Genomic DNA, 13,085 nt, shown 5'->3' with positions numbered 1-13,085 from the left:
GGCAACGTAGCTTGTAAGCCCTAGGCGTTTCGTTCGTGTCGTAGCCCTTCTCTGATTGATTCGAACACTTCATTGTGCTGGTATCTCAGGGATGTTTCCTCGGCTTGCGTGTCGGCGGCATCAAGTGCTTCCTCGGCGTTGCCGTTTTCTACTTCGGCGATCACCTCTTCGTAGCCTTTAAGCGCTGCGAAGGGCATGAACTGGCTGCCACGATCGGGCGAGGGGACCGATACGCGCACGCCGTCGGCCGCTACGCGTTGCGCTATGCGGTCGAGCACCTGCGCGCGGTATTCGCGCTCGTCGGCCGACAGTCCCGGCCACACGTCCGGCGTGGGCAGGCCGGCGGCTACGCGTGCCTGATCAGGGCTAAGCACGATGCCCGCCTACCTGGTTGTTGCGCTCCATGGCGTTCGCCTCCTCCTTCAAGCTTGTGGCTTTCAGCAGCGCGTTCGCGCCGAAGCGCTTGCGCACATCTACCATGGCCCGCGACAGGGCGGCTTGCTTGCGCTCGTTCGCGGCGTCGTCGAACAGCGTGGGCTGCACCTTATCAGCGGGCATCAGGTCCGCCAGCGCTATGTTCACGCGACGGATGAAAAGCCCCGGCGTCACGCGGGCGCGGTAGATTTCCAACACGGCGTCGGTTAGCGCGTCCACGGCGTTGGTGGGCTTGGGCAACTTCGCCGACCCGCCCGCGCCGGCGGCCGCGGCGCCGAGCGGCCCGCACTTCTCCCACGATTGGTGGGGGAAGTTGCTGGCCGAATACCCCACGTACACGCTTGCCACCTGGGCACATAGCCCCTTCTCCACCAGCTCCAGCGCGCTGCCCAGCACCATCTCGCGCAGCAGCGTTTCCACCTCGCGGCAGCTGTAGTCGCGCATGAGCACCTGCCCGTTGGTCAGCGAATGGCCGCGCGGGCGGTAGCTGCGCGCCTGTTCGACGGTGCACGCCTCCAGGCCCCACGCGTGGTCGATAAGGTATTCGGCGTTTTTGCCGAACTCGTGGCGCAGCACCTTGGGGTTGACGGCGCAAACCCCCGCAAGGTCGTACGCGCCGTGCTTGGCCAGGCGGCGGGCGATGCCCGGCCCGATGCCCCAGATGTCGGTGATCGGGCGGTGGAACCAGATCTCGCGCTTGAACGATTCGTCGTCAAGCTGGCCGATGCCGTCGCTGGCGTGCTTCGCGCAAATGTCGAGCGCCACCTTGGCCTGGAACATGTTCGGCCCGATGCCGGCCGTGGCGGTGACGCTGGAAACCTCGAAGGCGCGCCGCATCAGGCGTTTTGCGAACGTGCGCGCGTCGGTGCGGTAGAGGCGCAGGTAGGGCGCGGCGTCGATGAAGCACTCGTCGATGGAATACACCTGCAGGTCCTGTGGGCTGACAAGCTCAAGGTAGCTGCCCACGATTTCGCCGCTGACCTGCATGTATCGTTTCATGCGAGGGATGGCGGTCAGGTACTCGATACCCGGCGGGATGTCGCGCACGCGGCAGCGGTTGCGCACGCCGGCGGCCTTCATGGCCGGCGTGATGGCAAGGCAGATGGTGTTTGCGGAACGGTCGGGATCGGCCACCACCAGGTTGGTGGTGAACGGGTCAAGACCGCGATCGGCGCATTCCACGCTGGCGTAGAACGACTTCAAATCGATGCATATAACGCAACCCGAGGTTTTGCGCAAATCCGTCACCCGCCAATCCTTTCCGTTTCTCCATCGTTTGTTCGCTAGCAATTTTCGAACGCGCGTTCGATAATACCATAGCGATGGATTTTATGACGAAAGACGGCGAAAGGCGAGGCGTGCACAAAATGTACGTCAACGTCGTGCTGCACGTGAACGATGAGGGGCGTATCGACCCGCTGGCGGTCATATGGCCTGATGGGCGCACGTTTCGCATCGACGAGGTGCTCTACCGCGGAGAGCCGGGGCAAATGCAGAAGGGGGCGAAAACGTCGCGCTTCCGCATCCGTTTCGGGCGGAAGGAAACCAATCTGTACCTGGAGCGCCGCCAAGGTTCGCCGGCGCTCGGCACCCCCGACGTCGACCGCTGGTGGGTCAACGCCATCGACAACACCCCGACTAAGCCTAGCTGCTAGGGGACGAGGTGTGCTTGCGGCAGGGTGGCCGGCAGCCCGCGACGCACGGCGCAGGAGGTGAAACAAGATGCTTTTAGCAGCAGGGCAACCGGTATCCTATAGTGTGTGGTCGCCGCGGGACGGCGGCTTCGGCGGGAGGTCGGGCTCTACTCAAGCAGCCAGTCGATCACGTTGTGCTTCTTCACGCCGTCGTAATCGGCGGTTCCGAAGATCGTGTCAAGAGTGAGCAGGATTTTGGGGTAGTTGTCGCGCACCGCCGCGAACGGCGCAAGCTCCCGCTTCAGCGTGGACTCCTCAAGCGTCGTCGCCGAAACCTGGAAGTACTGCGTATCATCGGGTTTGATGGCAACGAAGTCGATCTCGCCGTTTTCGATATCGCCGACGTACACGTCATATCCTCGACGGAGCAGCTCCAAATACACGACGTTTTCCAGGATGTGCCCGATATCGCTGTCGCTTGTTTTCACCAACGCATTGCGTAACCCCAGGTCAACCGCATAGTATTTGCAATTCGTGGAAAGAAGCTGCCTTCCTTTGACGTTGTAACGAGGTGCCGCGTACAGCGTCAGGCTGTCGGTGAGCCCTTTGATGTACTTCGACACGGTTTTCTGATCGACCTTGTTACCCGAAGACGTCAACGTATCGGCGATCTTCTTGTGCGACACCTTGCTGCCTATGTTATGCAGCAAAAACTTCGTGATATTGAGAAGCGTCGACACGTCGGAAACGCGCAGCCTGTCCACCACGTCGCGCACGATGATGGTGTCGTAAAGGCTGCGCACATATTCCTTCGCCTTTTGCTCATCGATCTGCGTTTCGGCGATAAACGGAAACGAGCCCGAGGTGATGTACTCGTTGAACAGCATATCGCGGCTCTTTTCGGCATTGCCCTCCGCCGAGCAAAACTCCTTGAACGACAGCGGCAACATCTTGAGCTCGATATAACGGCCGGAAAGAAGCGTGGCAAGCTCGCCCGACATGAAATAGGCGTTTGACCCCGTGATATAGACGTCAACGTTGTCCTTTATGAACAGCCCGTCGACCGCTTTCTCGTAGTGATCGACGTGCTGGATTTCGTCAAGGAACACGTAGGTTGTTTTGTCGGGCGCCAGCCTTGCGTTTACATAATCGTAGAGTTCCCGATAAGACGTCAGGTCCTCGTATTCAAGCTCTTCGAAGTTGATGGCGATGATTTGGTCCGCCGTAACGCCGTGCTGCATAAGGTAATCGCGGTAGATCTCGAAGAGCTTCGACTTGCCGCAGCGGCGCACGCCCGACACGACCTTGATGACATGCTTGTCTTTCCAGGAAAGCAACCACTCAAGATATCGATTCCTAGCAATAAGCTGCATGCCTCACGCCCCCTTGTTGCCGATTCGCGTCATATTCCGCATTCGGTGATAGTTTATATATGGATTATAGTCCGTAAAATGCGACATTTCCCGTGAAAATGGATTTCAATCCATTTTTGTCTGAGAGTCCGACATTTTATGGAATGTATTCCATTTCTATAGCTTCACTACGGCATTGCAAGCGCCGCGATAGGGGACGGAGCGCAAAAGCGCGAAAACGAAAGCGGGCCGAAGGGAGAGCGCCCCTCAACCCGCGAGCATTTAGACGAGCTTGTGACTATGCGCGTTCATCCTTGGTTTCCGCGTGGGTGGTGGCGAAAGCGGCTGCTCCGACTGCCGCTGTAGCGGCAACGGCTGCGGAGGCTGCCTTCAAGGTGCCATCATCGCCGGTCGGGGCAAGGGGTTTGGGGTCGCTGACGTCGTTCGCCGGCGGCTGCGGTTCGGGCTGCTCGGGCTCGGGCTTTGGCTTGGGGTCGGTGCCTGGATCGGGCCCAACTTGCGTCGCAATACGCCCCTGACCTGCGGCGCCTGCATATTGCTGCCCGATAATGCCGCGCAGGTTCAGCTGCACGTATTCCATAAGGGCATCGTTGTCCAAGCCCAGCAGCGTGACCGGGTTCTTGCACAGCATGCTGTACGAACCGCCGCCTTCCACCAGGTAGTACGAGTGGCATACCAGCGTGTATGCCGCTTGCGGGTCGATGGCCTTGCCGTGCAGCTTCGCTCTGCGCACGCGGCGCTCCTTCGCGTCGTCTATGCCGACGAACGTGCCGCCCGAGCGCAAAACAGGCGAGTCGATGTCGGTGCGGATAACGAACTCCAGCCCCTCCGAAATCTGGAGAAAGTCGCCGTTGGACTCGGGCAAGCTGCTTGCCGAGAGCTCGAGCGCATCGAGCAGGTCCTGCCCCGAAACGCTAGTGTAGCAAAGCTGGTTGTTGAAGGGGTTCACGTTGATGAGGTTGCCCTTTGTCACGTTGCCGCTGTTTAGGTTCGCGCGAACGCCGCCGCCGTTGACGAACGCGATGTCGGCCATGACGCCCGCGTTCGTCGCATAATAAAGGTATGCGTCGCACACGAAGTCGCCAAGGTTCGTTTCGTGCGCTCGCACGGCCCAGGTGTAGTTATCGTCCTCAAACGCGTACAGGTTCACCTCGGATTTGCCGATCACGGTTCCCGTTTGAGCCTCGACATCCGCAACCTTTTTGTTGATGGCATCCTGCACGCTGGCATCGCGCCCGAACGTCGCCTCCTGCACGTATGCGGGATCGCCGCTTTTGCGAGCCTCGCGCAAAAGCGTGGCCTCGAAGGCGGGCGTGCTGGCGGAGATGGTGCCGCTGTCCGGGTTGATAACGACCTGGCCCACGCTGGAGAACTGCGTGCCCGTTTGCGTGATGATGACGTTTTTGCCCTCGGCGTCTTGCTTGACCTGCACATATTCCTGGTGCGAATGGCCGTCGATGATCACGTCGATACCGCGGCAGCGCTTCGCCAACGCGTCGGAGCGCCAGATGTCGGGCGACCCGTCCTGGCCAAGGTGCGCCAGCAGCACAACGTAATCGGCGCCCGCCGCGCGTGCCTGATCCACGGCGTTTTGCACTGCCGCAGCAAGCGCCGCGCCGGTGTCGTCCTCGCAAAAGCCGTACACGCACGTATGGTCGTCGTCGCTTCGCCAGAACGATTTCGGCGACGACGCCGTCAGCGTCGCCGGCGTGGTAACCCCTACGAACGCCACGCGCGCAGTGCCGCCGTCGGCAAGCGGATAGTCCTGGATGGCGTACGGAGCGAACATAAGCGTGGGCACTTCGGGACGCTTGTCGGTGAAGTTGCAGCTCAGGTACGTGGCGTTCGCGCTTCCCACCAGATGGTTGAACTGTGGCATCCCGTAGTCGAACTCGTGGTTTCCGGGAATCACGTAGTCGTAGCCCGTTGCGTTCATGATGTCGACGAGCGCTTGGCCCTGCGTCAGCGTGCCCATGACGTTGCCCTGCACGGCGTCGCCGGCATCCACAAGCGTGACGTTCCCGCTGCCGAAAACGCCTTTGCGATCAGCAACGTAACTTGCCAGAGCCGAATACCCCAGCGGTGTCGCTCCCGTTTTATCGGCTTCGCCAACGGCGCAGTGGACGTCGTTGGTGTGCAGGATGACGATGGCGCTGCCCGCCTGCGCATCGTCGGCGAACGCGCGACGCGGCAACCCGAACACAGCGCTGCCAAGAGCGAAGGCGGTTGCACCGGCAAGGAACTGGCGACGGGAAAGCTCGTTGCTCATAAGAATGTTCCAATCTGCAAAAGGAGTCGGGCGGGGCGCCGCAATAGGGGATGCAGCGCAAACCACGCAAAAGAAAACGAGCCGAAGGGGAGTGCCCTTCGGCTCGTAAGCGCTTAGATGAACTTGCCCTTGCCGTGGTCGGCCATGTGCTGGATCAGCTGCGCGACCCAGCCGCGGAAGTCGCCCTTGCGGGGGACCAGCTTGCCATCTACCAGCTCCTCGTAGGAGACCTTGATGCGGTCGTAGCGGGTGACCGTGACGGGCTCTTCGTGGGTGAAGCAACCTTCGACCTGCTTGCTTGCAGCCAGGCCCAGCTTGATGACGGGGTTGAACATGACGTGCTGCTTGTCCTTCTCGTCAACATAGGCGAACAGGTTGTGCGTCACGCCGATCTGGTTTGCGTGCAGACAGGCGGCTTCGTCGAGCGACGCCATGGTGTCCAGCAAATCCTGCGCCACCTGGGCATCCTCGGCCGTTGCCTTCTCGCAGGGAGTGGACAGCACTGCTTCGTCGTGGACCAGTTCCTTGATAGCCATAAGACTTCCTTCGCTTCGACGCCGGCGCAAACGTGTGCGCATGCATTTCCGCATGCACGCTCGCATGCACCTGCCGACGTATTGCTCTACAATCGCTTTCGATATTCTATCGTATACGCCGCCACACATCGGGGAAGGTTTAATTTACATGGCGAAAACGAAAGCGAAGCAGCCCAACAAGCAAACAGCAGATGCCAGCCAGCCAACGGGTGGACAGCCGCTTGCTGAGCAGCCAGTAGGCGCACGGCGCCGCGTCTTCTGGATCGGCATCGCCTGCGCGCTTGCTGGCGCCGGGCTGTGGGGCGTGTCGGGCGCATGCGCCCAGCATTTGTTCTCGCATTACGGCATCACGCCCATGTTCGCCACGGCCGTGCGCTCGCTCGTGGCCACGCTGTTCTTCTTCGGCGTGCTGGTGCTACGACGCCGCTATATGCTCGAGCTGATATGGAAGAGCGAGCCGCGCGTGAAGCTGTTCTTCCTGGTGTTCGGCGGCGCGCTGTTCGTCGACCAGTTCGCGTACGCCATGACCATCGCGTTCACCAACGCCGGCACCGCCACCGTACTGCAGATGCTCAGCACGGTGTTCGTCATGCTGTTCACGTGCGTGATGGGGCGTCATTTGCCGAAAGGGAACGAATTTGCGGGCCTGATCTGCGCCTTCGTGGCGACGGTGCTTATTGCCACGCAGGGCGACCTGGGCACGCTGGTGCTGCCGGCAGCCGGTCTGTTCTGGGGCCTTTTGAACGCCGTATGCGTTGCTGTCTACGTGCTGACCCCGCGCGTCGCAGGCTTGTTCGACCGTTTCGGCAGCTTTGCGGCCACGAGCGTCGGCATGCTGGTGACGTGCGTCTGCTCGGGCATCACGTACGCCGTGCAGCTTGCCATGGGCGCGGGCGCTCCCGAGGCGGTTGCGGGCATGGATGCATTCGGTTGGCTGGTGCTCATTGGAGGCCTGGCGTTTCTGGGGACGTTCGTGTCGTTCGGGCTGTACTTGCGCGGCGTGGCGTTCGTGGGTTCGGTCACCGGAAGCTTGCTGGGCGCCATCGAGCCGATCAGCGCCAGCGTGTGCGCCTGCGTGTTCCTGGGCACGGCGTTCTCCGGCTTCGATTGGGTGGGATTGGTGCTCATGCTGATCATGCTGGCGCTGGTGACGTTGGGCGGGAAGCCAAGATAACATAAGATATATTATCGATATTGTTTGGGCCTCGCTGTCATAGCGCTTGCAACAGCGCCAACGTTGTTCCATGCGCTTGTCGCTCATTGCGCCGGAAAGTTCTTCGCCGACCTCGACGGGTTTGCTCGTATGGCCCTGCGCAAAACCTTGAGCCTTCCTGATCCGCTTGCGCAACGCTTAATGCAAGCTCTGGGTTGACCCGAACCCATGTCGCCGCGAAACCCGACAACTCGATGACGTAAAACGTACTACTGAGGTTCCTTCGCCGTCGATTTCCTTCGGCGACCGAAAACGATGGCAACTTTGGGATGTTTTCGTAGAGTTTCGGGTACAATGCGCGATTGTGCCTTATGGCGCCTCAATTGCAGCAACATGCGCACGCACCTGCTGCACAGGAAGGGTTTTTGAGTTAGAGAGGGTTCACATGTCCAAGATCAACGACCTCGAGCGAGAGGTCAAAGCAGACGTTAAGGAGGCTACGGAAGCGGTTTCCGCCGAAAACGCCGACAAGCCGTGGTTCAAACGTCTTTCCCTTACCACGTGGATTTTCATTGCGTTGGCCTTGGGCGTCGTGGCCGGCCTTGCCCTGCAGGGCACCCCTGATATCGCCACCACCTACATCAAGCCCCTGGGCACCATCTTCCTGAACCTCATCAAGATGATCGTGGTGCCGCTGGTCATCTTCTCCATGATCGCCGGCGTCATCAGCCTATCCGATATCAAGAAGGTCGGCGCCATCGGCGGCAAGACCATCGCGTACTACCTGTGCACCACCGCATGCGCCATCGTCATCGGCCTGATCATCGCGAACGTGTTCAACGTTGGCGGCGGCTACACCCTTACCGCCGACGAGCTTTCGTATGAGGCCAAGGCCGCGCCTTCTTTCATCGAGACCATCGTCAACATCTTCCCCAGCAACTTCGTGCAGCCCATGTCCGACGCCAGCATGCTGCAGATCATCGTGATTGCGCTGTTCTTCGGTTTCGGCATCCTGGCCGCCGGCAAGAAGGCGCAGCCCGTTGCCGACTTCGTCAACGGCATGTCCGAGGTGTGCATCAAGATCATGCACATGATCATCACCATCGCGCCGTTCGGTGTGTTCGGCCTGATCACCCCCGTGGTTGCCACCAACGGCCCCGACATCTTGCTGCCGCTGCTCAAGCTCATCCTGGTGGCCTACCTGGCCATGATCCTGCACATGGTGGTGGTCTACTCCGGCATGGTGAAGGCCATCGCGAAGATGGGCCCGCTGACGTTCTTCAAAGGTCAGGTCCGCGCCATGACGTTCGCCTTCGCATCCGCATCCTCCGTGGGCACGCTGCCCATCAACATGGAGTGCTCCGAGAAGCTTGGCGTGCGCCGTGAGGTCTCCAGCTTCGTGCTGCCGCTGGGCGCCACCATCAACATGGACGGTACCGCGATCTACCAAGGCGTTTGCGCCATCTTCATCGCCCAGGTGTTCGGCATCGACCTGACCATCGGCCAGCAGTGCGTCATCGTCATGACTGCCGTGCTGTCCTCCATCGGCACCGCCGGCGTCCCCGGCTCCGGCATGATCATGCTGGCCATGGTGCTGCAGTCCGTCGGCCTGCCTGTCGAGGGCATTGCGCTGGTTGCGGGCGTCGACCGCGTGCTCGACATGATGCGCACCGTCGTCAACATCACCGGCGACCAGTCCGCCGCCGTGTGCGTGGACTCCCTGGAGAAGCGCAAGGAGGCCCGCCAGGCCGCCAAAGCCGCGTAAACTGCGCGCCGCGACAAACGTTGGTCTTTATGGGATGGCTGCAGAAAAAATCCGCTGCCATCCCATTTCTTTTATTGTATCATCGAACAAGCGTTCGTTACGAAATCGTAAGTTTGATTGACGCTACTTCCCCATCATGCTGAGCAGGGCTTCCAGCTCGCGCTGCACGGCATGCTCGGTGTTGGGCCCGATCACCTTAGTGGAGATCTCCTTGATGGCGGAGCGGCCGTTGCCCATGGCAATGCTCGTGCCCACCATGCGCAGAATCTCGTAATCGTTCATGGAGTCGCCGAACGCCACCACTTCCTCGGCGCGGGCATGACGTGCGGCCATCACCTGCTTGATGCCCGTGGCCTTGCTCACGCCGCGCTGCATGACGTCGATCCATTTGCGGCCGGACGGTGCGAACACGAAGTCCTCGCCCATCTCGCGCTCCAGGATGTATGCCATATCCATGACGGCGTCATCCACGTAGATCGAGGCTTTGATGATGCTGGTGTCGGGGCGCGGCAGGTCGCGCACACGCAGCGGGTTCGGCAGGTTCTTGTCCAGCTCGCGCTCGAAGCGTTCCTCGTCGTCCAGCAGGTAGGAGATCTTGCGGTCGAACACCACCAGGTGCAAGCCGTCGAACAGGTCGACCACGTCCTTGAGCCTGCGCAGCGCGGCATGGCTGAACACCTCGCGGTCGACAAGCCGGCCCGCAACCACCACCTGCGCACCGTTGGAGGCTACGAAATCCATCTGGTCGCTCACGGGGGCGAACAGCTCCTGCAGTGTATCGAAGCGCCTACCGGAGGACGCCACAAAACCGATGCCCGCAGTCCTCAGCCGCTTGATAAGGTTGAACGTCTCAGGCGGCACATTGCCTTCGCCGTCCAGAAGCGTGCCGTCCATATCCGATGCGATGAGCTTGATCATGTTACCTCCTTTGCCGCAACGCCCCATGCGCTGCGCGTTTGTTCCGTATCCTTCGCTTCGCCGCCATTGTACGGTGCTTTTCGCAAGCGAAAACGCCGGACATGAAACCTGCGCAGGATGCTTACCGGCCGTTAACGGGACGTTGAGGGGCTGTTAACGGAAACGCGTCATCCGTATCTGCAGACTTCCTTCTCGACCCTATTCGCACTCTGGGAACACGCATGCCAGACGACGCACCGTTTCCGACAGGCGTTCCGGCTCGATGCCGGCGTAGTTCAGCACCAGTGCGGTTTCGCCGTTCGAATACTGCTCAAAACGCTTCGTTGTGCGCTCGCTTAACCCGTCGCCATCGCGCAGCAGATAGTCGTTGAACAACGAGATGTTGAGCCCCTGCTCCGCGCCGCGCTGTCTGACCTGGTCGTGCGTAAGCCTCGTGCGCACGTACAGCAAGAAGTGCGTGCCCGCGTTGCGCTCCTCAACATGCGAGATCTCCGCCAGCGGCGATTGCGCGATCTCGCGCAAAACCGCCTCGCGTTGGCGGCGATAGAAGTTTCGCGTGCGGTTGATGTGCCGCTCCAAGTGGCCCTCGTCGATGAAGCGCGCGAGCGCGTACTGCTCGAAGCTGGAAACCGTGCACGAGTAGAAGCTCATGGTGTCAACGTAGCGCGCCAGCAGCTTCGGCGGCAGCACCATGTAGCTGATGCGCAGGCTGGGCACCATGGTTTTCGAGAAGGCGTTCAGGTAAATCACCTTGTCGGACGCGTCGTCGGCGAACAGCGGCATGATCAGGCGGCCGCTGTAGCGGAACTCGCTGTCGTAATCGTCCTCGATGATATAGCGTTTGCGCGCGCTGTTCGCCCACTCGAACAGCTCCAGGCGCCGTTTGATGGGCATGACGATGCCCGTGGGGAAATGGTTTGCCGGCGAAACGTGCACCACGTCGGCGCCCGATTCTTCGAGCTCGTCCACCAGCAGGCCCGATTCGTCGATGGGAACCGGCCGCCAAGGGTTGCCGAACGCCTTGGAGATGGCGGCGAACTTGCGATAGCCGGGGTTTTCCATGGCGAACGTGGTGGTGGGCCCGAGCATCTGCAGCAGTCGACCGTACAAGTACTCGCTGCCCGCGCCGATGATGATGCAGCCGGGCGAAACGTCCATGCCGCGCGTGCGCCGCAGATACGACGCGATGGCGCGGCGCAGCTCGGGCAGGCCGTTGAACGGGATCGAACGCAGCAGGTTGTCGCTGGGAAGCGAAAGCGCCTCGCGCATGTAGCGCCCCCACACCGTAGCCGGGAATAACGACACGCTGGTGCGATTAGCCTTCAAGTCCACGAAGTACTCCGGGTCGCGGGCGCGCTCGATAGCGTGCGGGGTTTCGGCGGCGGGGGCGTCGCTAGCGGTATCGGCGGAGCTCCTGGCGGTTCTGCGATGTCTGCTGCTGCGTCCTGCCGAAGCGTCACCGAATCTCGCATCCTGAGCGTCGTGCGCAGCAAAAACGCCTCCCGCTGCCGCATTCTGCGCACCGCATTCGGCGCCGACGCTCTTTCCATCTTCGCTATTCAAATCTTTGACCTGGGATGTAACCGGCTTACACCGGAACTCCGAGACGTCTTCCACAAAATAACCGCGGCGTTGCTCGGTGCGTACGAACCCTTCCGTGATCAGCTGGTCGTATGCCGCTGTGACCGTTGCAACGCCGATATCGAGATGCTGGGCAAGGTTGCGTTTGGACGGCAGCTTCGTCCCGCAGGGGATTCGGCCGCGCGCGATGTCCTCGCGAATGGACTGGTATAGGAATTCGTAAAGCGAGCTGGTGCCGCGCGAGCGCAAATCGTACGTAAGCATACCTGCCTGCTGAGATGCCGACATGGGCTGATCCTTTCGCGTACGGCCGCAAAAGCGCGTTTTTCGGTGCGCTTGCAGCGGGAACGGCCGGTTTGAGCGGTTGAACGAACTGGTGTAACTGGTCTATCTGGTACGTAAAACTATCACTGTTTTGGTTCTTTTGACCAAACCAAATACCGATTACACTTTTGTTGCTCATTGAATCCGGCCGCAACGATTCCTTGGCTGTTGCGGCCATTTGCATGTATGCCAAGGGCACACGAAGACGGGAGACGAACATGGGTTACTTCACCGGCAAAACCATCATCATCACCGGCGCGGGCTTTGCAGCGCTGAAGGACGGTTCCGCGGGCTCCATCGGGTTCGGCATCGCCACCGCCTTCGCCAAAGAGGGCGCAAACCTTGCCATCACCGGCCGAAATGTGAAGAAGCTCGAAACCGCCAAGGAGCGTCTTGAGGGCGAGTTCGGCATCCGCGTGCTGCCTGTTCAGGCAGACGTAAATGCTCAAGCTGACAACCAGGCTGTCGTTCAGTCCGCCGTCGACCAGGTTATGGCCGAGTTCGGGCGCATCGACGCGCTGGTGAACAACGCCCAGGCCTCCGCTTCCGGCGTCACCATCGCCGACCACACCACCGCCCAGTTCGACCTGGCGCTGTATTCCGGCCTGTACGCGGCCTTCTATTACATGCAGGCGTGCTACCCGCACCTGAAGGAGACGAAGGGCTCCGTGGTGAACTTCGCCAGCGGCGCCGGTCTGTTCGGCAACTACGGCCAGTGCGCTTACGCCGCAGCTAAGGAAGGCATCCGCGGCCTGACGCGCGTCGCCGCCACCGAGTGGGGCCCCGACGGCATCAACGCCAACGTGGTTTGCCCGCTCGCCTGGACCGCTGCGCTCGAGAACTTCAAGGAACAGTACCCCGAGGCCTACGAGGCCAACGTGCACATGCCTCCGATGGGCCACTACGGCAACGTCGAGACCGAGATCGGTCGCGCCGTCGTGCAGCTGTGCGGTCCCGACTTCAAGTTCATGAGCGGCGAGACCATCACGCTGGAAGGCGGCATGGGTCTGCGCCCGTAACCTATTTCCGATTCTACCCGGATCCCTCCGGTGGAATATCAAAAGCGCCTCGGGCATCTGCGGTCCGAGGCGCTTTTG

Annotated in this window: 11 protein-coding genes; 4 read left to right on the top strand and 7 right to left on the bottom strand. The window is 60.9% G+C overall.

Going from position 1 to position 13,085, the window contains the following annotated elements; genetic code table 11:
- Positions 1 to 20 precede the first annotated feature (20 nt).
- The gene (locus tag SFHG_RS10980; protein ID WP_042435891.1) at positions 21 to 374 is read right to left on the bottom strand and encodes a hypothetical protein; all 354 of its coding nucleotides are present in this window, start codon (positions 372 to 374) and stop codon (positions 21 to 23) included.
- A complete protein-coding gene (locus SFHG_RS07675; RefSeq protein ID WP_042435889.1) occupies positions 367 to 1,683 on the bottom strand; it encodes a Y-family DNA polymerase in 1,317 nt (438 codons plus the stop codon). Before SFHG_RS07675 ends, SFHG_RS10980 begins: the two co-directional genes overlap by 8 nt.
- Before the next feature lie 110 nt (positions 1,684 to 1,793).
- Here SFHG_RS07675 and SFHG_RS07670 point away from each other — a divergent pair, with 110 nt between their 5' ends.
- Positions 1,794 to 2,090, top strand: a complete 297-nt coding sequence (locus SFHG_RS07670; RefSeq protein WP_148514812.1) for a hypothetical protein — start codon at positions 1,794 to 1,796, stop codon at positions 2,088 to 2,090.
- A 146-nt stretch (positions 2,091 to 2,236) separates the two neighbouring features.
- Here the strand turns inward: SFHG_RS07670 and SFHG_RS07665 are convergent, their stop codons facing one another.
- The 3 genes from SFHG_RS07665 to SFHG_RS07655 all read right to left on the bottom strand — a co-directional run bounded on the left by SFHG_RS07665 (position 2,237) and on the right by SFHG_RS07655 (position 6,247).
- Positions 2,237 to 3,442: an ATP-binding protein gene (locus SFHG_RS07665; RefSeq protein ID WP_042435885.1), complete on the bottom strand. Its 1,206-nt coding sequence runs from the start codon at positions 3,440 to 3,442 to the stop codon at positions 2,237 to 2,239.
- Positions 3,443 to 3,719: 277 nt separating this feature from the next.
- Positions 3,720 to 5,711 carry a bifunctional metallophosphatase/5'-nucleotidase gene (locus tag SFHG_RS07660; RefSeq protein ID WP_042435883.1) on the bottom strand — a complete coding sequence of 664 codons (1,992 nt, stop codon included), beginning with the start codon at positions 5,709 to 5,711 and terminating at the stop codon, positions 3,720 to 3,722.
- A gap of 113 nt (positions 5,712 to 5,824) precedes the next feature.
- Positions 5,825 to 6,247, bottom strand: a complete 423-nt coding sequence (locus tag SFHG_RS07655; protein WP_042435881.1) for a peptide deformylase — start codon at positions 6,245 to 6,247, stop codon at positions 5,825 to 5,827.
- Between the two features lie 148 nt (positions 6,248 to 6,395).
- Between SFHG_RS07655 and SFHG_RS07650 the strand changes: the two genes are divergently transcribed.
- On the top strand, positions 6,396 to 7,421 hold the full coding sequence (locus SFHG_RS07650) for an EamA family transporter (RefSeq protein ID WP_081469013.1): 1,026 nt from the start codon (positions 6,396 to 6,398) through the stop codon (positions 7,419 to 7,421).
- Positions 7,422 to 7,845: 424 nt separating this feature from the next.
- Positions 7,846 to 9,165, top strand: a complete 1,320-nt coding sequence (locus SFHG_RS07645; RefSeq protein ID WP_081469012.1) for a dicarboxylate/amino acid:cation symporter — start codon at positions 7,846 to 7,848, stop codon at positions 9,163 to 9,165.
- Between the two features lie 123 nt (positions 9,166 to 9,288).
- On the opposite strand, the gene SFHG_RS07640 is transcribed toward SFHG_RS07645, so the two are convergent.
- Positions 9,289 to 10,083 (bottom strand): HAD family hydrolase, encoded by a 795-nt coding sequence (locus SFHG_RS07640; RefSeq protein ID WP_042435880.1) that lies wholly within the window; start codon positions 10,081 to 10,083, stop codon positions 9,289 to 9,291.
- Between the two features lie 198 nt (positions 10,084 to 10,281).
- Positions 10,282 to 11,952, bottom strand: a complete 1,671-nt coding sequence (pdxR, locus tag SFHG_RS07635) for a MocR-like pyridoxine biosynthesis transcription factor PdxR (RefSeq protein ID WP_052297866.1) — start codon at positions 11,950 to 11,952, stop codon at positions 10,282 to 10,284.
- Between the two features lie 254 nt (positions 11,953 to 12,206).
- On the opposite strand from pdxR, the gene SFHG_RS07630 reads away from it, so the two are divergent.
- The gene (locus tag SFHG_RS07630) at positions 12,207 to 13,007 is read left to right on the top strand and encodes an SDR family NAD(P)-dependent oxidoreductase (RefSeq protein WP_042435877.1); all 801 of its coding nucleotides are present in this window, start codon (positions 12,207 to 12,209) and stop codon (positions 13,005 to 13,007) included.
- The last annotated feature ends 78 nt before the right edge of the window (positions 13,008 to 13,085 follow it).

Origin of the sequence: Senegalimassilia anaerobia JC110 (assembly GCF_000236865.1) — a bacterium.
Classification (GTDB): domain Bacteria; phylum Actinomycetota; class Coriobacteriia; order Coriobacteriales; family Eggerthellaceae; genus Senegalimassilia; species Senegalimassilia anaerobia.
The sequence above is the reverse complement of the archived record's forward strand: the minus strand, read 5'-3'. Positions and strand labels throughout refer to the sequence as shown.